This window comes from Bifidobacterium asteroides, from assembly GCF_009683175.1.
In the GTDB taxonomy this organism is placed as follows: domain Bacteria; phylum Actinomycetota; class Actinomycetes; order Actinomycetales; family Bifidobacteriaceae; genus Bombiscardovia; species Bombiscardovia asteroides_H.
Map to the genome: position 1 here is coordinate 50,865 of NZ_WKKW01000005.1, position 19,744 is coordinate 70,608.

The following is a 19,744-nucleotide window of genomic DNA, read 5'->3' on the forward strand; positions in this document are numbered from 1 at the left end:
AATGCAAGCATGCATGGCATGAGCCGTCCGCTGAAACGGCTGGCCAGGAATCTGACCGCAATCCTGTGCGCTTTGGGTTGTCTGGTTTCCCTGGCGGCCTGTGGCTCCGACAAGGAGGCAGGCAAGATCCGCGTGGGCATCAAGTTCGACCAGCCGGGTCTGGGCTTCAAGAAGGCCGGAACCTACGTGGGCTTCGACGTGGATGTGGCCACCTACATCGCCGGTAAACTGGGCTACAGCGCCGACGACATCGTCTGGAAGGAGGCCCCCTCCAAGCAGCGGGAGGCCATGCTCCAGAACGGTGACGTGGACATGATCCTGGCCTCATACTCAATAACTGACGAACGCAAGCGGGCTGTCTCCTTCGCTGGACCCTACATTGTCGCCGGCCAGGACCTGCTGGTGCGCAAGGAGGACCATCATATCCGCGGCCCCGAGGATCTCAACGGCAAGAGGCTGTGCTCGGTGACCGGATCCACCTCGGCCGTCACCGTCAAGAAACGGTTCGCCAAGGAGGTCCAGCTGATGGAGCAGCCCGGCTATGCCGAATGCGCCACCGCCCTCTTCTCCGGCATCGTCGATGCGGTCACCACTGACGACATCATCCTGGCCGGACTGGCCTCCGCCTCCCGTGGAAGGCTGCGGCTGGTCGGTAAGCCCTTCACCCAGGAGTACTACGGCGTAGGCATCAAGAAGGGCAATACCAAGCTGGCCCACAAAATCAATGCGGCCCTGGCCGACATGGAGGCCAACGGCTCCTGGCAGCGTGCGCTGGAGAACAATACCCGGGGCACCCATTACAAACCCGACCCGCGCTACAACCCGCCCAAGCCCAAGGAAGGGGAGTGAGATGTCAACCATCATCGAACTGTTTTCCGACTACGACATCCCGGCAGCCTTCTGGGTCAACATCCAGCTGACCCTCTGGTCGGCCCTCTTCTCGCTGATCCTGGGCATCATTTTGGTGATCATGCGCATCTCGCCCATCTCCTCCCTGCGGGCCGTCGGCCGCGGGTACGTGGAGTTCTTCCAGAACATGCCTTTGACCATTATCATGGTCTTCATGGTCCTGGGGGCCTTTGCCCAGCTCAAAATCAGCTTCTCGCCGGAATTCTCCGTCAACTTCTTCTGGCTGGCGGTCACGGGCCTGTCCCTGTATACGGCGGCCTTCGTCTGCGAGTCCCTGCGTTCGGGAATCAACACGGTGCCTCTGGGCCAGGCTGAGGCGGCCCGTGCCCTGGGGCTGAGCTTCTTCCAGTCGGCTTCGCAGATCATTCTGCCCCAGGCCTTCCGCGGTTCGGTGGCCCCCCTGGGCAACACCTTCATCGCTCTGCTGAAGAACTCCACCGTGGCTGCAGCGGCCTCCGTGGCCTCCGAGAGCTCCTCCCTGATGAGCGAGATGATCGAGTTCCACGCCAACGCCATCGTGGCCATCTTCCTGATTTTCGCCCTGGGATACGTGATCCTGGTTCTGCCCATCGGGGCTTTGACCACGTACCTGTCCAACAAGCTGGCAGTGAGGAGGTGAGCAGCCTTGGCACAGGACAATGAGAGCTCGCTGCTCTTCGATCAGCCCGGTCCCAAGGGCCGGCGCACCATACGAATCGCCAACTGGATAGCCGCCATCATCTTCGCCATAGTGGTCATCCTGGTGTTGATGCGGCTGCACAATCCTCCGGACGGTGAGAACCAGCTGAGCTGGGAGCTCTGGCGTCCGGCCCTGGACTACGAAGCCTGGTCCGACTTCTACCTGCCCGGGCTCTGGCTGACCATCAAGGCCTCCGTAGTTGCAGTGATAGGCTCGGTCATCTTTGGGTTCATCTTCGGCATCGGCCGTCTGTTGCCCAACGGTCTGGTAAGGATGGTCTCTGGCATCATCGTGGAATTCTGCCGGGCAGTCCCGGTGCTGATGATGATGATCTTCTTCTGGCGCTGGTTCGCATTTGCCGGAGTCAGCCAGGCCTCCTATTGGGCCGTCGTGCTGGGTCTGATCCTCTACAACGGCTCCGTGGTGGCTGAGCTCATCCGTTCGGGCGTGGGCAATCTGCCCAACGGCCAGCGTGAGGCTTCTCTGGCTCTGGGGTTGACCAGGACCCAGTCGCTGATGCAGATCGAGGTCCCCCAGGCCGTCTACGCCATGCTGCCGGCGGCCGTAACCCAGCTGGTCGTGGTCCTCAAGGACACGGCTCTGGGCTCCATCATCATGTACACGGATCTGCTGCAGGAGTCCCGTCGTCTGGGCTCCATGTACTTCAACATCCTGCAGACCCTGGTGGTGGCCTCGGTGGTCTACTTCTTCGTCTGCTTCCTGCTGTCCCACTTCGCCCGCTGGCTGCCCAAGAAGATGCAGGAACGCACCGCCGCCCCCGCCGACTTCGTGGAGCCGGCCGCGCCCGTGGCCATCATGGATCCCTCCAACGTCAACCAGATAGCCGTGGCCAAGGAGGTGGACGAGGACCGGTACGGCGGCGCACCATTGCAGTACCATGCACATCACCGCGGATCGAACGCCTCCATCCAGCACTGGAGGAAGACCCGTTACATCCAGGGTTATGACCGGACCCAGCCCGACACGCTGGTCGATCCGCATAAGGCGAGCCTGGAAATTCCGGACTTCCTCAAGCCCGGACGCGGCAGCCGCTCCGGCGGCGAGCAGAAGGCCGAGGGCAAGACCAGGAAGGATAAGAAAGGCGGCAACGACAAAGACGGCAAGAACAGGAGCTGATAAAGATCTCCCGGCTGCTTTGTTGCCTGGTCGCTTGTCCGTTTTATGGACTTAAGCGTCAGGTAACGAAGCCGGCCTCCGGCCGGACTTGTGTGCCTGGCCGGATAGACTGGTGGACATGGTCCAAGAACATGCTGATTCCTCAACCGCCTCAACCGACCAGCCTCCATCCCTGGGTGACCTGGTCCCCGAGGCGGGAGGCCCCCGCAACCTGACCGAGGATCAGATCTACGACCGCTTCTTCTCCTGGGTGGCTTCCCGAGGCATCACCCCCTGGCCGCATCAGGAGGAGGCCGTCCTCTCCCTGGTTTCAGGCGACCATGTGATCCTGTCGACCCCGACCGGTTCGGGCAAGTCCATGGTGGCTTTGGCCATGCACTTCATCGCCCTGTGCACCGGGCGGCGTTCCTACTACACGGCCCCCATCAAGGCCCTGGTCTCCGAGAAGTTCTTCGACCTGGTCTCGGTCCTGGGCCGCGACCGGGTGGGCATGATCACCGGCGACACCCACATCAATACGGATGCCCCGGTCATCTGCTGCACCGCCGAGATCCTGGCCAACCAGGCCTTGAGGGAGGGCAGGCATGCCGACATCGGTTGCGTGGCCATGGATGAGTTCCACTATTACGGGGACCCGGACCGAGGCTGGGCCTGGCAGGTGCCCCTGCTGACCCTGCCCGATGTGCAGTTCCTGCTCATGTCGGCCACCCTGGGCGACGTGGATCAGATCGCCGTGGACCTGGAGCGCAAAACCGGGGTGGGTGTGGACATCGTCGCCGATGCCCCACGACCGGTGCCTCTGGACTACCGTTATGTGGACACCCCCTTGCTCAACACTGTGGAGTCCTTGCTGGCCGATGGGGATTCGCCGGTCTACATTGTTCACTTCTCCCAGGATGCCGCCCTGGAGACGGCCCAGGCCCTGTCCAGCACGGGGGTCTCCGACCGGGGCCAGCGGGACCGGATCAAGGAGGCCATGGCCGGCACCCGCTTCACCACGGCCTTCGGTAGGATTCTGCAGCGCTTGTTGCGCACCGGGGTCGGGGTCCACCATGCGGGCATGCTGCCCCGGTATCGGCGTCTGGTGGAGCAGCTGGCCCAGGATGGCCTTCTGCCGGTCATCTGTGGCACGGACACCCTGGGGGTCGGCATCAATGTGCCCATCCACACGGTCCTGCTGACCGGGCTGACCAAGTTCGACGGCTACAGGATGCGTCGCCTGAGGGCTCGGGAATTCCACCAGATCGCTGGCAGGGCCGGGCGCATGGGCTTCGATACCAGCGGGCTGGTCGTGGCCGAGGCCCCCGAATACGAGATTGAGAACGCCAGGGCCGTGGCCAAGGCTGGCAACGACCCCAAGAAGCTCAAGCGGATCAAACACAAGAAGCCCCAGGAGGGATTCGTCACCTGGGGCAAGGGCACCTTCGACAAGCTGATCGAGGCCCGTCCCGAGACCCTGACGCCGCACCTGAAGATCTCCCATGCCATGGTGCTCAACGAGGTCGACCAGGGCGGGGATGCCAGGAGGCGGGTGGAGGACCTGATCGAGGACTCCCGTCAGACCCCGCAGCAGAAGGAGCATCTGCAGGACCGGGCCGACGAGATCTTCCAGACCCTGACCGACACCGGGGTCATCGAGACCGAACGAAACCCCGACGGCGGCCTGGACTACTTCACGACCGTGGACCTGCCCGAGGATTTCGCCCTGGACCAGCCCCTCTCGCCCTTCCTGCTGGCCGCCCTGGAGCTGCTGGATCCCGAGGACCCTGACTACGACATGAATCTGCTCTCCATGGTCGAGGCCACCCTGGAGGATCCCCGGCAGATTCTCAAGGCCCAGCAGCGGCAGGCCCGTGACGCGGCCATCCAGCAGATGAAGGAGGATGGCCTGGAGTACGAGGAACGGATGGAGCGTCTGCAGGAGGTGACCTGGCCCAAGCCCCTGGAGGAGCTGCTGGGGGAGGCCTTCGACCGCTACCGTCGGGATGTTCCCTGGGCCAACGACTATGAGATCCACCCCAAGTCCGTTCTGCGGGACATGATCGAGACGGCCTCGGACTTCAACGGCTACATCGCCCGCTACGGAATATCCCGGTCGGAGGGGACCCTGCTGCGATACCTGTCCGATGCCTATCGGGCGCTCAGCAGGACGGTCCCCGAAGAGTTCATGGATGAGCGACTGGAGGACATCCTGGCCTGGTTGGGACTGATAGTCCGTTCGGTGGATTCCAGCCTGGTGGATGAGTGGGAGGCCGCGGGCAGGGCTGAAAATGGCGAAGCCGCAAGCGGCCTGGATGCCGCCCCGCCCAAGGTGGAGAACCAGGTGGTGGCGGACCGGCGTGGGTTGACCCTGCTGGTGCGCAATGCCATGTTCCAGCGGGTGGAGCTGGTTGCCGCCGACCGGCCGGAGGCCCTGGCCGAGCTGGATGCGGACTGGGGATACGGTCTGCGGGCCTGGAGCGACGCACTGGACGACCTCTACGAGGACCATGAGCGGATCCTGACCGATGCCCAGGCCAGGTCCTCGGACTTCTTCAGCCTGGATGACCGGGACGAGCACCAGGGGCACACCTGGCGGGTCCAACAGATCTTCGACGACGTCGAGGGGGAGCACGACTGGGGCATCGCAGGCATCGTGGACCTGGATGCCACCCAGGAGAGCGGCCAGGTGGTCTTCAAGGAATACCGGGTGGGTCCCATCGAGGAACTGATGGAACTCTAGCCCCGAGGCGTTACAGGACCTTGGAGAGGAAGGACTGCAGCCGAGGGCTCTGGGGGTGGCCGAAGATCTGTTCGGGCGTGCCCTCCTCCTCGATGATCCCGGCATCGGTGAAGATCACCCTGGAGGAGACCTCCCGGGCGAAAGCCATCTCGTGGGTGACCAGAATCATAGTCATGCCGCCCTCAGCCAGGGAGCGGATGACTTCAAGCACGTCGCCCACCATCTCCGGATCCAGGGCCGAGGTGGCCTCGTCGAAGAGCATGATGTCCGGGTGCATGGCCAGGGCGCGGGCGATGGCCACACGCTGCTGCTGCCCGCCTGACAGATCCGTGGGCCGCGCGTCCGCCTTCTCCTGAAGCCCTACGGTCTCCAGCAGGTCCAGAGCCTGCTGACGGGCATCCTCCTTGGGCGTCTTGTGCAGCATATGAGGGGCCAGCATGATGTTGTCGGCCACACTCATGTTGGGGAAGAGGTTGAAGTGCTGGAAGACCATGCCCACGTGCTCGCGCAGCTTGTCGATGTTGGTCTTTGGATCGGAAATGTCGATCCCGTAGACGCTGATGGTGCCCGAGGTCGGCATCTCCAGGGCGTTGATGCAGCGCAGCAGGGTGGACTTGCCCGCGCCGGAGGGGCCGATGATGGAGATGACCTCGCCCGGCTTGACCTCCATGTCGATCCCCTTGAGGACCTCGGTGTCGCCGTAGCGCTTGTGCAGGTCGCGGATGGATACGGCCATCTGGGACTCTCCCTGGTTGCGGCGACTTTGGTTCTGACGGATGCGACGGGTCAGTCGTCCGGTGTCCATGTCCGGGTCCTCGAAGTTCATCGATGCAGCCTCCTATCGAGCATATTGGCCATCCAGGTCAGGGCGCTGATGGCGACGAAGTAGATGACGCCCACCATGAACAGGGTTTCGGTCACGCGGAAGTTGGCCGCGTAGATCTGCTGTGCCTGGTAGAGCAGTTCGCCGAAGCCGATGGCCAGCAGCAGGGAGGAATCCTTGAGCATGATGACCAGCTGGTTGATGATGGAGGGCGTGGCGAACCTTACGGCCTGGGGCAGGATGACCCGGCGCAGGGCCATGCGTCGTGTCAGTCCCAGGCTGCGGGCCCCCTCCATCTGCCCGACGTCCACCGAGTCGATGGCCCCGCGCACGATCTCAACCAGGTAGGCTCCGGAGTTGAGGGACAGTGTCAGCGCGCCGGCCAGCCAGATGCTGATGCGGTGGCCGATCAGCTGGGGGACACCCAGGTAGAAGAAGAAGGCCCAGACCAGGACGGGTGTGCCCCTGAAGACCGCCACGTAGATGCGGGCAATCCAGGACAGGATCCGGTTGGGGCTGATTCGCCACAGTCCCAGGATGATGCCGATGGCCAGGGCGATGACGAACGATATGGCTGTGATGGCCAGGGTGTTGCGCAGGCCCAGCATCAGGGAGGGGAAGGCCTGGCGGACCAGTTCGAAGAATCCTGGCCGGGAGGCGGGGGCACTCTTGCTGGAGTGGCCGCTGCCTACATAGGAATCGACCAGCTTCTTATAGCTGCCATCGGCCTTCATCTTGGCCAGGCCCTCGTTGAAGGCGGCCACGAACTCCTTGTTCTCGCCCTTGCGGACGGCCGCCCCGTAGGAGGCGCCAGGCTCCTTCTTGGTCACGGTCTTCAGTCCGTTGCCCTGGGCGATGCCGTAAGCCAGGACCGGGTAGTCGTCGATGACCGCCTGGGCATTGCCGGACTTGACCATCTCATACATGGTGGAGGACTGGTCCACCGCCTTGACCGTAAAGCCGTATTGGGCCGCACGCTGCTTGGCGAAAGCCTCGCCCTCGCTGCCCGTCTTGACGGCCACCACCGTGCCTTGCAAATCCTTGTAGCTGTGGATCTGGTCGTTGTCCTTGGCGATGGCCATCTGCACGCCGGAGTCGAAATAGGGGTCGGTGAAGTCGTAGACCTGCTTGCGCTGGTCGGTGATGGTCATGCCGGCTATGACCACATCGGCCTGCTGGGAGTTCAAGGCCTGCAGGGCGGCGTTGAAGCCCAAGGACTGGATTTGCACCGAGAACCCCTCGATGTCGGCGATCTTGCGGATCAGATCCATATCGATGCCGACCAGCTTGCCGGAGGAGTCCCTGAATTCGAAGGGTGCAAAGGTGGTGTCGGTAGCGACACGGAAGGTGCGTCCATGGACCGCTTGAGCGGCGGGGGAGTCCTCGGCCGCCTGCGCCGGCGTGGCCAGGGGGGCGACGATCAGGGCTGAGAGCCCCAGGACCAGGGCGAGCAGGCCGATGGCCCACCTGCCTGGACCCGATGTCCATCCCTGGCGAACATGCTTGGCGATCACTGGCGATTCTCCTTATTGTTCCGACTGTGCCGGTCCTAGTTTTCCATGGGCCTACCTGAAGATATTCAGGCGGATGACCAGTAAACTGTACACAAACCGTGTTTCCGGGACCCAACTACGCGCTGGGCGATACGGCCATATGGGTTTCCAGTCTAGCGCGTTCGCCTTCCTGTTTGTGGCAGGCACAGGCCTATGCTGGTGAGGGCAGGGAGCCATAGGGGCCCCTAGGAATGAGGTATTGCAGATGGTTGATGATCTCTTCCAGGCGGCGGATCCCCCAGAGGAGCACACCCTGCCTTTGGCGGTCAGGATGCGGCCCAGAAGCCTGGACGAGGTGGTCGGCCAGGACAAGGTCACGGCTCCGGGAACCCCCTTGGAGCGACTGGCCCGTTCGGACCCGAACAACCGTCTGACGGCTCCCAGCTCGGTCATTCTTTTCGGCCCTCCCGGGGTGGGCAAGACCACCTTGGCCTACATCGTGGCCCGACAGTCCGGGCGGCATTTCGAGGAGCTTTCGGCCGTCACCTCGGGGGTCAAGGAGGTGCGGCAGGTCCTCGCCCAGGCCCGGGAGCGGCTGGTCAGCCAAGGGCAGGAGACGGTCCTCTTTATCGATGAGGTCCACCGCTTTTCCAAGTCCCAGCAGGATGCCCTGCTGCCAAGCGTGGAGAACCGGGATGTGACTTTCATCGCAGCCACCACCGAAAATCCCAGCTTTTCTGTCATTGCGCCCCTGCTCTCGCGCTCGGTGGTGGTCAAGCTGGAGGCCCTGGACGACCAGGACCTGGCCAAGCTGGTCCGCAGGGCTGTCAAGGACCAGCGTGGGCTCAAGGACCAGGTGCGGCTGGATTCGGCGGCTTTGGACCAAATCGTGCGTTTTGCCGGGGGTGACGCCCGCCGGGCCCTGACCATTCTGGAGGCTGCGGCCGGGGCGGTCACCGAGGACGGGCCTCGTGCCAAGGGTGCGCGTCGACCCCTGGTCAGTGCCAAGGTGGTCTCCTCGGTCATGGATGTGGCCGCCGTCCGTTATGACAAGAAGGGTGACGATCACTATGACGTGGCCTCGGCCTTCATCAAGTCCATGCGGGGATCCGACGTGGATGCGGCCCTGCACTACCTGGCCCGGATGATCCGGGCCGGCGAGGACCCGCGCTTCATCGCCCGACGGATCATGATCGCCTCCGCCGAGGAGGTGGGTATGGCCTCTCCGGAGGTGCTGGAGATCACGGTCGCGGCTGCCCAGGCCGTGGCCATGGTGGGCATGCCGGAGGCCCGGCTGATTCTGGCCGAAGCAGTCATTGCCGTGGCCACCGCACCCAAGTCCAACGCGTCTTACCTGGCCATCAACCAGGCCCTGGAGGACGTGGACGCCGGGCATATCGGCCAGGTTCCCCTTCATCTGCGCAACGCTCCCACCAAGCTGATGAAGGCCTGGGGCAACCACGAGGGCTATCAGTATGCCCACGATGCGCCGGACGCGGTGGCGCCTCAGCAGTACATGCCTGACGAACTGGTCGGACGACGCTACTACCACCCCAATGATCGGGGCTATGAGCGTCAGCTGGGCCCCCGTCTGGAAGCCATCAGGGCCATCCTGGACAGGGCCGCCGGGCCGGAGGGAAACGCCGGGTCTGGGCAATGACCGTCCGGACTCCTATACTTGGCACCCAATAGACGTTGAGTAGCCACACAATGACCGAAACGCCGCAGGGTCCAGGCCTTCCATATTGACGGTCGCCAAGCTCCCACAAGGAGCGTGTCGCCGTCGGCGGGTCTGGCATGGACACATGGGGCATGCCTGCCTCATGCACGGGCGCGAGGGTGACGATGTCGACAGCGGTCATTGACAATGCAGACATATCCGAGCAATCCAAGAATCCCGGCCTTGCCGGGGACGGCCTGGCGGTCCGGGAGATTACCCGGCGAGTAGACAATGCTCGTGAATCGGCTACTTTTTACAAGATCGTGGCCCTGGTGGCCGCGGGAATGCTCATGGACAGCATCGATGTCTATGTGGGCAGCGCAGTAGCCAGTTCGGCGCTGAGCACCGGGTGGTCCACGGTCGCCCAGAATTCCCTCTTCCTGTCGGCGGGTTTTCTGGGGCTTCTGGTCGGCTCGCTGCTGGCCGGGTTCGTCGGGGACCTGCGGGGGCGCAAGACCGCCTATCAGATCAATCTGCTGCTCTTCGGCGGCTTTACCCTGCTGGGCGCCTTGGCGCCGAACATGGCCATTCTCTCGGTCTGCCGTCTGGGGGCCGGTCTGGGGCTGGGCGCCGAGATTGTCACTGGTTTTTCCATGGTCAACGAATTCGCTCCCATCAAGCACCGGGGCCGTTGGAGCGCCATCGTCTCGCTGGTAGCCAACACCGGAGTGCCCCTGGCCATGCTCCTGTGCGCCTGGATCATCCCACGCTGGTCCTGGCGGCCGCTCTTCGTGGGTATCGGTCTGGCGGCGGCGCTGATCTGGTACCTGCGGCGTGACATCCCCGAGTCCCCTCGCTGGCTGGCCCTGCACGGGCGGATGGACGAGGCCGTCCAGGTGGTCGAGCTTCTGGAGGCCGACAATGGCCGAGGAGGGTCAAGCTCCGATTCCGTCAGCGGTTCCGCACTTGCTGGCGAGGATGAGGGCGTTGAGGCACCTGCCAAGGCATCGGGTAGCGTGGTTCGCGGCCTGATTGTGGCCACTGTGGCGGTCTCGGCCACCAACGTCTGCTCCTACGCCTTCACCTCCTGGGTGCCCACAATCCTGCTCAAGCGGGGCATTAATCTGAGCGGATCCCTGTGGATCAGCACGCTGATGATGCTGGGCGCCCCCCTGGGCTGCCTGATCGGATCCCTGCTTCTGGACCGGATCGGCCGCAAGCGGATCATCGTCACGGCCTTCCTGCTGACGGCGGTCTTCGGTCTGCTCTACGCTGCGCAGACCAGCCAAGTCACGGCCATTCTGGTGGGCATCCTGCTTATGGCCAGCCTCTATGTCCTCATGTCTTCGGTGGTGGCCGTCTATGCGCCTGAGCTCTTCCCGACCACGGTCCGCTTCCGCTGCGTGGGCATTGCCAATGCCGTTGCCAAGCTCTGTAATGTGCTCATGCCTGTGCTGATCGGGGCCATGCTGAGCCAGTGGGGGAGCACCTCAATCTTCGTCACCATCAGTCTGGTGGCCCTGGCCTCCATGCTGGTTGTGGGCCTGATGGGCTGGGAGACCTCCGGCCGCTCGGTGGGCTGATACAAGCCGCCACAAGAGCGTAAGGAGTCTGAAAAACAAGGAGCCTGGCATGAGCCTGGAGCCGTCGGGAGACGGCGAATGGTTCGGCCAGGTCCTTTTCTTAGTAAAGATTCTTTGTCAGCAAAGAGGGATCAGAGCTGGTTGGCCAGCAGCCGGTTGTAGACGCAGCGCAATTCGCTCTGGAAGGTCTCGGGGTCGATATCGGGATTCTGCTTGAACAGATCGATCCACCAGTTGTTGACCGACCTGATTCTCCTGCGGGCTATGTCCGCGCCCGACCTGGTCAGGGCGATGATGTTGACCCGGTGATCGGCGGGGTTCTGTTCACGGCTGACCAGACCCTGGGCCTTCAAAGCCTTGAGATCCCGGGCCAGCAGACTGGGGTCCACACACAGGTCCCTGGCTATCTGTCGCTGGCTGAGACCCGGGTGGTCATAGAGGTATACAATCAGATCACCCTGGGTACCTCGTAAGGTGAAGTCGCCTGTGTACCGGCTGGCATCGTTTCGTGCATGCCGGTAGATTCCGGCTATACAGCTGCTCAGGTTGTGGTAGTGGCTCTTCTTCAACATCGTTGCTGCCCCCTAGCTGGTAAGGATGTTCAAAGAGTTCGGCGGGCATAATTGACCGCATGGATCCCTTCGGCGCCGTTCCCCTTCCAGGCCCATTTCCGGCAACTCCCTAGCCTCGGCCCAGCACGGACGACGCATTTTTCATCATATCAATACCGGCGACACCATGGGGATGGTCCACGATTCGGGCATTGGCCAGGCTCATTAAGATTCCTCAGGCTCCGCTCCTGCTCGATAGCTATTTCAGTCGATAATCCAGGAATTTTGTCTACATCAGTCTCGTGGGCTGAAAGGAATCGCCCATTTGCGCGGCCAAACAGGTCAGCCTGTGGCGGGTCAGGGTCGGTCGAGGTCGGGGATTATCACCGTCATTGCTCCACGGTATGCTAAGATGTTCCCTTTTTGCGACTGGATCTGGAAAGGATTGGCATGCGGGTACTGGACTTCGACGGCACCATCTACGATGGCGAAAGCCTGCTTGACTTCTACCTGTTCACTGCCCGCAAGGATCCGCGGGTGCTGCACTATCTGCCGATTGCCCTTTTCTATGCAGTCCGCTACCGCCTGGGCCGGGTCACCCTGGAGCAACTGGACTCGGCCATGCGTCGGGTGGGCTCGCGCTACCTGCGTCGGCTGACCTCGCGCCCCGGATTTGACATGGACCGGCTGGTCAGCCAGTTCTGGGATGCCCACATGCACAAGATCATGGATTGGTACACCCCCCAGGCCGACGACGTGGTGGTGACCGCCTCCTTCGATTTGGTGGCGGGGGAGGCCTGCCGGCGCCTGGGTATCACCCGCTGCATCGGCTCCACCCTGGATTTGGAGTCACTGACCGTGGGCTACCTCAACTTTGGACCCGACAAGCCCCTGCACTTTCAGCGGATCCTGGGTCAGGAGACGGCCATCGACGCCTTCTACACCGATTCGGCCTTCGATCTGCCCATGATCGATCTTGCCCGGCGGGCCTACCTGGTCGAGCATGGCAAGGTCCGCCGCATCAAATAGGCAGGCTGGTCACCATGGCTTTTATCTACAGCTTTATCTGCTGGTTCTCGATTCGAAGGGAAAGACCAACCCCCACTGGCGGCGCAGGGAGTCCATGAGCTCCATGATGCGCATGGTGTCCTTGTGGGGCATCTGGGCGCACTCGGTCTTGCCGTCCAGGATGGCCTGTGCGGCGCTGGCCACCTCGTACTCATAACCGGTCAGCTGATTGGGGATGGGGTAGCTCTTCCTCAATTTGTGGTCCCCGTCGTACAGGTCGATGGACTCCACGTTGTTGATGTTGGCGCACTGCAGGTAACCCCGGTCTCCCCAGATGCTACCGGTCCGGTCGCTGTCTGAGACCATGGAGCTGGTCGCTGCGCCCATGGATCCATCCTGGTAGAGAATGGTCGTGGAGTTCTGGCTGTCCACGCCCTCCGGGCTGCGTACCCAATCCGTGCAGACACGTTCAATGGGCTTGGGTCCCATGACCATGTCGATGAAGTTGAGGGGGTAGACGCCCACGTCGAGCAGGGCGCCGCCGGCCAGGGCCGGATCGGTCATTCTGGCCTTGCCCACGGTCACGTAACCCAGATTGGCGGTGACGGTCTTGACAGTGCCGATTTCCCCTGAGGAGATGATGTCGTCGATGATGGAGCGCGAGGGCATGTACCTGGTCCAGATGGCCTCGGTGCAGAGCAGGCCGGTGCTTTCGGACGTCTCAATGACCTGCCTGGCCTGATCGGCGTTGGCTGTGAAGGACTTCTCGACCAGCACGTTCTTTCCGGCCTTCATGCAGGCGATGGCCTGCTCGGCGTGGAGGCTGTGAGGCGTGGCGATGTAGACCAGATCCACTTGGGGATCATCCAGGAGTTCCTGGTAGGAGCCATAGGAATGCTGGAATCCATATTTTTCGGCGAAGGCGGCTGCGCGATTCCCGTCCCTGGCTGCCACGGCGTAGGGGGCCACCAGGTGGCTGTACTGCGGGTCTTGTGCCATCATGACCACCGTCTTGGCCAGGGCGTTGGCTATCCGTCCGGCTCCGAGAATGGCGAAGTTGACCCGCATGTCCTTCTGCTCAGCTTCTTGCCGTTTGCCGTTCAATCTGCTCATTCTTGACTCCTTCGTTCGAATCGCCATCTGCTGTGATGGCCTCATACAATTTCTGCAAGGTTTCCTGGGCATGGCGGGCGTCCAGCTGGCACTCCCAGACTGTGAAAACCCGCCAGCCCATGGCTTTCAGCTTTTCCCCCTGCTCCTGATCCCGCAGACGGTTCCTTGTCAGCTTTGTTGTCCAAAACTCCACATTGGATTTGGGAAGGGAGAATTTGGCACAGCCCTGATGCATGTGCCAGAAACAGCCATTGACGAATACCATGGCCCGCCACTTGGGCAGAACCACATCAGGATGGCCCGGATACCTCTTGTCATTTTTGCGAAAACGCAGACCTCGCGAAAAGAGGTAGGACCGGACCTGGCGTTCTATTGATGTTTCCGTGCCCCTGATCCGGGACATGGTGTAGCTGCGTGTGCCGGGCTGGAATCTGCTGGGTGTCTTTTTCGAAACCATCCCCGGCACGGCTCAGAGGACTTCGACGCTGTTGATGAAGACCGGCTCGAGGGGACGGTCGCCCGGGTCGGTGGCCACGGCATCCAGCTTGTCGACCACATTCCGTGAATCCTCGTCGGCGACCTGGCCGAAGATGGTGTGATGCCCATTCAGCCAGGGGGTGGGCACGGTGGTGATGAAGAACTGCGATCCGTTGGTGCCGTGGGTCTTTCCGGTGGCGGGGTCCCGGCGCAGCCCTGCATTGGCCATGGCCAGCTTGTAGGGTTCCTCAAAGGTCAGGGAGGGGTCGATCTCATCGTCGAACTCGTAGCCGGGGCCGCCTGTGCCGGTGCCCAGCGGGCAGCCGCCCTGGATCATGAAGTCCTTGATGATCCGGTGGAAGGTCAGCCCGTCATAGAAGGGATCCTGACGCTTCCGGCCCGTCTCGGGATCGGTCCATTCCTTGCGGCCGGCGGCCAGATCCAGGAAGTTGGCTACGGTTTCAGGGGCCTTGTCGTCAAAGAGGTCCAGGCGAATGTCGCCTTCTGAGGTATGCATGATGACTGTGCTCATATCCCAATCCTTTCATAAGATGGCGACGCGCACCGAGGATCCGAAGGGCATCAGGGCCAGGCGGGCCATCTTGAAGGCCTGCAGGCCGAAGGGTATGCCCACCACGGTCAGCATGGTGACCAGCCCGGCCGCCAGATAGGCCAGAGCCAGCCACCAACCGCCCAGGATGATCCAGAGCAGATTGGCCAGCCAGGATCCCAACCCGCCTCCATAGATGACCTGCCTGCCGAAGGGGGTCAGGGTCAGTCTGGCCATTTTGAAGGCCTGGACGCCCAGGGGGATGCCTACCACGGTCAGGCAGAGCACGATGCCCACCAGGGTCCAGGCCAGTGCGATGGCCAGTCCTCCCAGCAGCAGCCAGCAGATGTTGCCGATCAGGCGCATGTAGGTCCTTCCGTCAGGGTGGCGGTGACGGCCTTGGCGCAGGCGGTCACCTTCTCGATGATGATGGTCAGTCGTTTCTGCCGTTGCTCAGGCTCAAGCTCCTGGTCCATGGCATCAATCAGGCGCATGCCGGATTGGACTATGCCTCGCGTCACCTCCACACCCATGGCCGGATCTGCTGGTCGCAGGGCTGCCCAAGCCTGGATCAGCGGCTGGTTGACCTGCCGGTGGAAGTCCAGCAGGGCTTGGATTTGCCGGTCTGTGGACCGATCGCTCCTTAGGCCGGGCTCATGGGGATTCGAGGGACTGCCGTAGATCAGGGCCTGGCGTAACTGCTCGTCGTGCTGCTCGGCGTAAAGGTTCATCAGCCAACCGTGTCCATGCAGTCCGGCCTGCTCCAGATTGGTGCGGGTCCAGACCTCGATCGTCCGGCCCGGGTCGTCCGTCCTGCCCAGGGCCTGATCCAGGGCCAGACCCCAGTCGGGCAGATGCCGTTCCATGACCATGTCGCAGAGCTGGTCGGCATCCCGGGCGTAGCGGTAGAGGGAGTTCCGGGCCAGATTGGTGCGTCGGGCCACCTCGGCCATGGTCAGCCGGCCGCGTCCGCCGGTGCGCAGGATGGCCTCGGCGGCGGCGATGATCCGGTCCAGGGTTTTGGCTCGGTGCTCCTGGAGCGTGGATTCGCGAATCCTGGGCATGGTCCTCCTTGGTCTGGCCAGCCGGGTGCTGCGATTGTGAATCGGGTTCGGCCGGTCTTGGGGCATATGATATGGCCTATTTGCAGCAGAGCCAAGCTGAAAGGACCTCTTTAGCGTGCGGCTTGTCCGCGCTGAGTGAACTTGCCAGACAGATTTTCGCGACGTATAGTCGCAAAAAATCGCAGACCATGGTGAGGGGAGATCTGATGACCGGATCGGCAAGCGTAGACGTGAAGAAGGGCCGTCAGAAAGGCAGCCAGGAGTCTCAGGAGGCGGCACCGCCCTGGCGTGCACTCTGGGTGCTGGCCCTGGGTCTGGCCATGATTGTGCTGGATTCGTCCATCGTCAACGTCTCTATTCCTTCCATCATCGCCGCCATCCACATCAACCTGGCTCAAGCCCAGTGGGTGACAGCTCTCTACAGCATCGTCCTGGCGGCCCTACTCCTGCCTTCCGGTCGGTTGGGGGACATGATCGGACGCAAGCGGATTCTGCAGGTGGGCACGGTCATCTTTGTGCTGGGATCCGTCTTCGCCGCATCGGCATCCTCCGGTACATTGCTGCTTCTGGCGCGACTTGTTCAGGGAATCGGCGGCGCCCTGGTCATGCCATCCACCCTCTCCACCGTGTCCGCAACCTTCCGGGGTCGTCACCGGGCTACTGCATTCGGCATCTGGGGGGCCGTCATGTCCTCCGCTGCGGCGGTCGGCCCCTTCCTGGGCGGGGTCTTCACCAGTACCATCGGATGGCGGTGGATCTTCCTGGTCAATCTGCCCTTGGGGCTGATTGTTCTTGTGGCCAGTGCAGTTTTTGTGCCCGAGACCAAGTCAGCGCCCGGGCAGACTGGCAACCGCTGGGGGATGCTTGCCGATTGGAAGGGCATACTTCTTTCGGCCCTGGGATCGGCCCTGGTGGTCTTTGCGCTGATCGAGGGGCAGACCTACGGCTGGTGGCGCCCCCGTGCTGCACTTGAACTGGGCCCCCTGCACTGGTCTGCATCGGCACCCCTGTCGCCGGTTCCGGTCAGTCTGATCCTTGGATTGGCCCTGCTGGCCGCCTTCGCGCTGATCGAGCTGGCCAGGGCGCGCAGGGGCAAGATGGTCATCCTTGACGTGTCCATGTTCGCCATTGGCACCTTCGGCTGGGGCAATCTCACGGCCGCCATTGTCAACGCCGGTCAGTTCGCGGTCATGTTCGTCCTGCCTCTCTACCTGATCAACGCCAGGGGGCTGAGCCCCCTGGGGGCCGGATCCATCCTGGGTGTCATGGCCCTGGGGTCAGTTGTTTCGGGTGGTCTGGCCCGGGTGGTCTCAGCCCGTCTGGGAGCCGGCGGCACGGTGCAGACGGGCCTGCTGATGGAGATTGTCGGCGTGGCCCTGTCCATTCTGCTCATGCGTGGGTCGGTACCGGTCTGGCCCATGACCCTGACTCTGATCATTTACGGTGCCGGTCTGGGCTTTGCCTCGGCACAGCTGACCAGCCTGGTGCTCTCCGGCGTTCCGGTGGCCCAGTCCGGCCAGGCTTCGGCCACCCAGTCCACCATCCGCCAGTGGGGGACCGCCCTGGGCGCCGCAGTCTCAGGTTCTGCCCTCTCCCTGGCTCTGAGCCTGGTGCTGCCAAGGCATCTGACAGCACTCAAGGGGATTTCGGCGCAGATGGCCGATGGCCTTGTCAGATCTGTCCAGTCTTCAGCCGGAAACGCCATTGTCGGCATGCGGGCCCAGGGCACCCGGGGCCGGCTGGGAGTCCTAGGACCTCAGGTGACCAACGCCTTGACCGAGGGGTTTACCCAAGGCGCCCAGTGGGCCATGGGCTTTGCAGTCCTGTTGCTTTTCCTGGGATTGGTTGCCTCGGTACTGGTGCGTCGGGCCGCCCGTAAGGCTGGTGCCGATAAGGTCTGAGGCGTCCGCAATCACGTCTTCTCCGTATCGCTCCCTATTCGGGACTGTCTGCCTGTGGGCCGGCCCTGACACGGTTTAGAATCATGGGTATGGGCATACAAGAGGAACAGCCGCGGCGGGATGGCAATCTGCTGGTGGCTCTGGCTCAGATCGACACCTGTGTGGGCGATCTTGACGGCAACGCCGATATTATTGTGGACTACTCCCGAAAGGCGGTTGAGCAGGGGGCGACCCTGGTGGTCTTTCCCGAGATGAGCCTGACAGGTTACCCAATCGAGGACCTGGCATTCCGGGCCAGCTTCCGTCGAGCCGCCTGGTCTCGGGCCGACCGTCTGGCCAGACAGCTGGAGGAGCAGGGTCTGGGCCAGCTCTATGTGATCGTGGGAACCGTCGGCACCGACACGGATCAGGACAGGCCCCGCAACCGGCTGGTGGTCCTGCATCAGGGTCGGGTCGAGGCTGGCTACGACAAGCACTTCCTGCCCAACTACGGTGTCTTTGACGAGTACAGGATCTTTACCCCGGGAGATAGGACTGTGGTCCTGGAGGTGCAGGGGCACCGGATAGGGCTGGCCATCTGCGAGGATATCTGGCAGGATGGCGATCCCATCAGCGACCTGGCTGGCCGGGACATCGACCTCCTGGTGACCATCAACGGTTCCCCATTCGAGGAGGGCAAGGGGCACGTCCGTTACGAGCTGGCGACTCGTCGGGCCAAGCAGGTCGGCGCGCCTCTGCTCTATCTGAACCAGGTGGGCGGTCAAGACGATCTGGTCTTTGACGGAGGCAGTTTTGTGGTGGACCAGGATGGCACTCTACTGGAGCGCTCGCCAAGGTTCGTCCAGGATCTGTCCACTTGGGCCCTGCCTGCACCAGGGAAGCGGCCTCTGCCCAGTGAATCCTGCATGGCCGAAGAGATGCCTGGGGATGAGGAGGTCTATCGGGCCTGCGTGCTGGGTTTAAAGGACTATATGGCCAAGAATCATTTCACCGGCGTCTGCCTGGGGCTCTCAGGCGGGATCGACTCGGCCCTGGTGGCGACCATGGCCGCCGATGCCTGCGGAGGGGAGCATGTGCGCGGCATCTCCATGCCCAGTCGCTACTCCTCGGGGGGCTCCCGGGACGATGCCGCCGATCTGGCCCAGCGTCTGGGCGTGCGTTACGTGGTGCAAGCCATAGGCCCCGAATTCGACGCCTTCCAAGGGCAGTTGCATCTCGAAGGGGTGGCTGAAGAGAATCTGCAGGCCCGAATCCGCGGCGTCATCGTTATGGCCTACGCCAATGCCGAGGGGCTTCTGGCCCTGGCCACAGGCAACAAGTCCGAGCTGGCCTGTGGTTATTCAACTATCTATGGCGATGCGGTTGGCGGCTATGCGCCCATCAAGGATCTGCTTAAGACCCGGGTCTGGCAACTGGCCCGCTGGCGCAATGCCCAGGCCCAGGCACGGGGTGAACGTGAGCCCATCCCGGTCAATTCCATAGTCAAGCCACCCTCGGCCGAGCTCCGTGAAGGGCAGAAGGACTCCGATTCCCTGCCAGACTACAGCCTGCTCGACAAGGTCCTTGAGGCGTACATCGAGCATGCCCACGGTCGGGCCGACCTCCTGGACGACGGTTTCGATCCCGACACGGTAGACACGGTCATGCGACTGGTGGATAGGGCCGAGTGGAAGCGGCGCCAGTATCCGTTGGGGCCCAAGGTCACCTCCCTGGCCTTCGGCCGGGATCGCCGGCTGCCAGTCACCAACGCCTTCAGGGAGTGATCGCTATGGGTTCCGAACAGGAGCGGACGGCCTGGTACTTCAACACCGTCACCGGCAGACCCGAGCAGGGCAAGCTGTCACCACAGGACAGGCGGATGGGCCCCTACCACAGCAGGCAGGAGGCCCTCGATGCCTGGAAGATCGCCAAGCGCCGGAACAAGGAATGGGATGAAGAAGACCGCCGTTGGCGGCAGGCCTGGGAGGGAGACCCCGGGCAGGGACAGTCGTCAGCTGACAGATGAAGCTCTTGCTGGATCGCCTTCTATCTTTGGCGACCTGTTGGTCGTACGGTCAGGGCGGTTCGGGACTCA

Annotated in this window: 18 protein-coding genes; 10 read left to right on the forward strand and 8 right to left on the reverse strand. The window is 62.8% G+C overall.

What is annotated here, in order from left to right:
- Positions 1-18 precede the first annotated feature (18 nt).
- The 4 genes from GKC41_RS07265 to GKC41_RS07280 all read left to right on the forward strand — a co-directional run bounded on the left by GKC41_RS07265 (position 19) and on the right by GKC41_RS07280 (position 5,447).
- Complete coding sequence (locus tag GKC41_RS07265) at positions 19-849, forward strand: glutamate ABC transporter substrate-binding protein (protein WP_195760204.1); 831 nt, start codon at positions 19-21, stop codon at positions 847-849.
- Position 850: 1 nt separating this feature from the next.
- Complete coding sequence (locus GKC41_RS07270) at positions 851-1,528, forward strand: amino acid ABC transporter permease (RefSeq protein ID WP_024627819.1); 678 nt, start codon at positions 851-853, stop codon at positions 1,526-1,528.
- A gap of 6 nt (positions 1,529-1,534) precedes the next feature.
- Positions 1,535-2,725, forward strand: coding sequence for an amino acid ABC transporter permease (locus tag GKC41_RS07275; RefSeq protein ID WP_154313605.1), 1,191 nt, complete (start codon positions 1,535-1,537; stop codon positions 2,723-2,725).
- A 118-nt stretch (positions 2,726-2,843) separates the two neighbouring features.
- A complete protein-coding gene (locus tag GKC41_RS07280; protein ID WP_154313606.1) occupies positions 2,844-5,447 on the forward strand; it encodes a DEAD/DEAH box helicase in 2,604 nt (867 codons plus the stop codon).
- 10 nt (positions 5,448-5,457) lie between these two features.
- Here GKC41_RS07280 and GKC41_RS07285 read toward each other — a convergent pair whose 3' ends face one another.
- Both GKC41_RS07285 and GKC41_RS07290 read right to left on the reverse strand, forming a co-directional pair.
- On the reverse strand, positions 5,458-6,183 hold the full coding sequence (locus tag GKC41_RS07285; RefSeq protein ID WP_045936082.1) for an amino acid ABC transporter ATP-binding protein: 726 nt from the start codon (positions 6,181-6,183) through the stop codon (positions 5,458-5,460).
- Between the two features lie 86 nt (positions 6,184-6,269).
- Positions 6,270-7,784 (reverse strand): amino acid ABC transporter substrate-binding protein/permease, encoded by a 1,515-nt coding sequence (locus GKC41_RS07290; protein ID WP_324612093.1) that lies wholly within the window; start codon positions 7,782-7,784, stop codon positions 6,270-6,272.
- A gap of 244 nt (positions 7,785-8,028) precedes the next feature.
- Between GKC41_RS07290 and GKC41_RS07295 the strand changes: the two genes are divergently transcribed.
- Both GKC41_RS07295 and GKC41_RS07300 read left to right on the forward strand, forming a co-directional pair.
- Entirely contained in the window at positions 8,029-9,423 is a 1,395-nt protein-coding gene (locus tag GKC41_RS07295) for a replication-associated recombination protein A (protein WP_154313607.1), read from the forward strand.
- A 185-nt stretch (positions 9,424-9,608) separates the two neighbouring features.
- On the forward strand, positions 9,609-11,006 hold the full coding sequence (locus GKC41_RS07300; RefSeq protein WP_154313608.1) for an MFS transporter: 1,398 nt from the start codon (positions 9,609-9,611) through the stop codon (positions 11,004-11,006).
- A gap of 131 nt (positions 11,007-11,137) precedes the next feature.
- Here the strand turns inward: GKC41_RS07300 and GKC41_RS07305 are convergent, their stop codons facing one another.
- Positions 11,138-11,578 (reverse strand): MarR family winged helix-turn-helix transcriptional regulator, encoded by a 441-nt coding sequence (locus GKC41_RS07305; RefSeq protein WP_154313609.1) that lies wholly within the window; start codon positions 11,576-11,578, stop codon positions 11,138-11,140.
- Between the two features lie 429 nt (positions 11,579-12,007).
- Here GKC41_RS07305 and GKC41_RS07310 point away from each other — a divergent pair, with 429 nt between their 5' ends.
- Complete coding sequence (locus GKC41_RS07310; RefSeq protein WP_154313610.1) at positions 12,008-12,586, forward strand: haloacid dehalogenase-like hydrolase; 579 nt, start codon at positions 12,008-12,010, stop codon at positions 12,584-12,586.
- 33 nt (positions 12,587-12,619) lie between these two features.
- On the opposite strand, the gene GKC41_RS07315 is transcribed toward GKC41_RS07310, so the two are convergent.
- Genes GKC41_RS07315 through GKC41_RS07335 form a run of 5 tightly spaced genes read right to left on the reverse strand, consistent with a single transcriptional unit; the run spans position 12,620 to position 15,769 of the window.
- The gene (locus tag GKC41_RS07315) at positions 12,620-13,678 is read right to left on the reverse strand and encodes a Gfo/Idh/MocA family protein (protein ID WP_154313611.1); all 1,059 of its coding nucleotides are present in this window, start codon (positions 13,676-13,678) and stop codon (positions 12,620-12,622) included.
- A complete protein-coding gene (locus GKC41_RS07320) occupies positions 13,644-14,135 on the reverse strand; it encodes a very short patch repair endonuclease (protein WP_154313612.1) in 492 nt (163 codons plus the stop codon). The genes GKC41_RS07315 and GKC41_RS07320 overlap by 35 nt, the downstream gene beginning before the upstream one ends.
- 12 nt (positions 14,136-14,147) lie before the next feature.
- Positions 14,148-14,687, reverse strand: coding sequence for a peptidylprolyl isomerase (locus GKC41_RS07325; RefSeq protein WP_015021693.1), 540 nt, complete (start codon positions 14,685-14,687; stop codon positions 14,148-14,150).
- A gap of 12 nt (positions 14,688-14,699) precedes the next feature.
- Complete coding sequence (locus GKC41_RS07330; protein WP_154313613.1) at positions 14,700-15,071, reverse strand: YccF domain-containing protein; 372 nt, start codon at positions 15,069-15,071, stop codon at positions 14,700-14,702.
- On the reverse strand, positions 15,062-15,769 hold the full coding sequence (locus tag GKC41_RS07335) for a TetR/AcrR family transcriptional regulator (protein ID WP_195760200.1): 708 nt from the start codon (positions 15,767-15,769) through the stop codon (positions 15,062-15,064). The genes GKC41_RS07330 and GKC41_RS07335 overlap by 10 nt, the downstream gene beginning before the upstream one ends.
- A gap of 206 nt (positions 15,770-15,975) precedes the next feature.
- Between GKC41_RS07335 and GKC41_RS07340 the strand changes: the two genes are divergently transcribed.
- The 3 genes from GKC41_RS07340 (at position 15,976) to GKC41_RS07350 (ending at position 19,675) form a co-directional block, all read left to right on the forward strand.
- The gene (locus GKC41_RS07340; RefSeq protein WP_154313615.1) at positions 15,976-17,670 is read left to right on the forward strand and encodes an MFS transporter; all 1,695 of its coding nucleotides are present in this window, start codon (positions 15,976-15,978) and stop codon (positions 17,668-17,670) included.
- 83 nt (positions 17,671-17,753) lie between these two features.
- Positions 17,754-19,433 carry an NAD+ synthase gene (locus GKC41_RS07345; RefSeq protein ID WP_418904396.1) on the forward strand — a complete coding sequence of 560 codons (1,680 nt, stop codon included), beginning with the start codon at positions 17,754-17,756 and terminating at the stop codon, positions 19,431-19,433.
- A 5-nt stretch (positions 19,434-19,438) separates the two neighbouring features.
- Entirely contained in the window at positions 19,439-19,675 is a 237-nt protein-coding gene (locus GKC41_RS07350) for a hypothetical protein (RefSeq protein WP_154313616.1), read from the forward strand.
- The last annotated feature ends 69 nt before the right edge of the window (positions 19,676-19,744 follow it).

What these genes read in the sequence shown, in the direction of transcription:
- GKC41_RS07345 (WP_418904396.1), top strand. Translation starts at nt 17,754, where the DNA reads ATGGGTATGGGCATACAAGAGGAACAGCCGCGGCGGGATGGCAATCTG.
- GKC41_RS07325 (WP_015021693.1), bottom strand. Translation starts at nt 14,687, where the DNA reads ATGAGCACAGTCATCATGCATACCTCAGAAGGCGACATTCGCCTGGAC.
- GKC41_RS07295 (WP_154313607.1), top strand. Translation starts at nt 8,029, where the DNA reads ATGGTTGATGATCTCTTCCAGGCGGCGGATCCCCCAGAGGAGCACACC.
- GKC41_RS07330 (WP_154313613.1), bottom strand. Translation starts at nt 15,071, where the DNA reads ATGCGCCTGATCGGCAACATCTGCTGGCTGCTGCTGGGAGGACTGGCC.
- GKC41_RS07280 (WP_154313606.1), top strand. Translation starts at nt 2,844, where the DNA reads ATGGTCCAAGAACATGCTGATTCCTCAACCGCCTCAACCGACCAGCCT.
- GKC41_RS07315 (WP_154313611.1), bottom strand. Translation starts at nt 13,678, where the DNA reads ATGAGCAGATTGAACGGCAAACGGCAAGAAGCTGAGCAGAAGGACATG.
- GKC41_RS07265 (WP_195760204.1), top strand. Translation starts at nt 19, where the DNA reads ATGAGCCGTCCGCTGAAACGGCTGGCCAGGAATCTGACCGCAATCCTG.
- GKC41_RS07285 (WP_045936082.1), bottom strand. Translation starts at nt 6,183, where the DNA reads ATGGCCGTATCCATCCGCGACCTGCACAAGCGCTACGGCGACACCGAG.
- GKC41_RS07350 (WP_154313616.1), top strand. Translation starts at nt 19,439, where the DNA reads ATGGGTTCCGAACAGGAGCGGACGGCCTGGTACTTCAACACCGTCACC.
- GKC41_RS07305 (WP_154313609.1), bottom strand. Translation starts at nt 11,578, where the DNA reads ATGTTGAAGAAGAGCCACTACCACAACCTGAGCAGCTGTATAGCCGGA.
- GKC41_RS07335 (WP_195760200.1), bottom strand. Translation starts at nt 15,769, where the DNA reads ATGCCCAGGATTCGCGAATCCACGCTCCAGGAGCACCGAGCCAAAACC.
- GKC41_RS07310 (WP_154313610.1), top strand. Translation starts at nt 12,008, where the DNA reads ATGCGGGTACTGGACTTCGACGGCACCATCTACGATGGCGAAAGCCTG.
- GKC41_RS07270 (WP_024627819.1), top strand. Translation starts at nt 851, where the DNA reads ATGTCAACCATCATCGAACTGTTTTCCGACTACGACATCCCGGCAGCC.
- GKC41_RS07300 (WP_154313608.1), top strand. Translation starts at nt 9,609, where the DNA reads ATGTCGACAGCGGTCATTGACAATGCAGACATATCCGAGCAATCCAAG.
- GKC41_RS07340 (WP_154313615.1), top strand. Translation starts at nt 15,976, where the DNA reads ATGACCGGATCGGCAAGCGTAGACGTGAAGAAGGGCCGTCAGAAAGGC.
- GKC41_RS07320 (WP_154313612.1), bottom strand. Translation starts at nt 14,135, where the DNA reads ATGGTTTCGAAAAAGACACCCAGCAGATTCCAGCCCGGCACACGCAGC.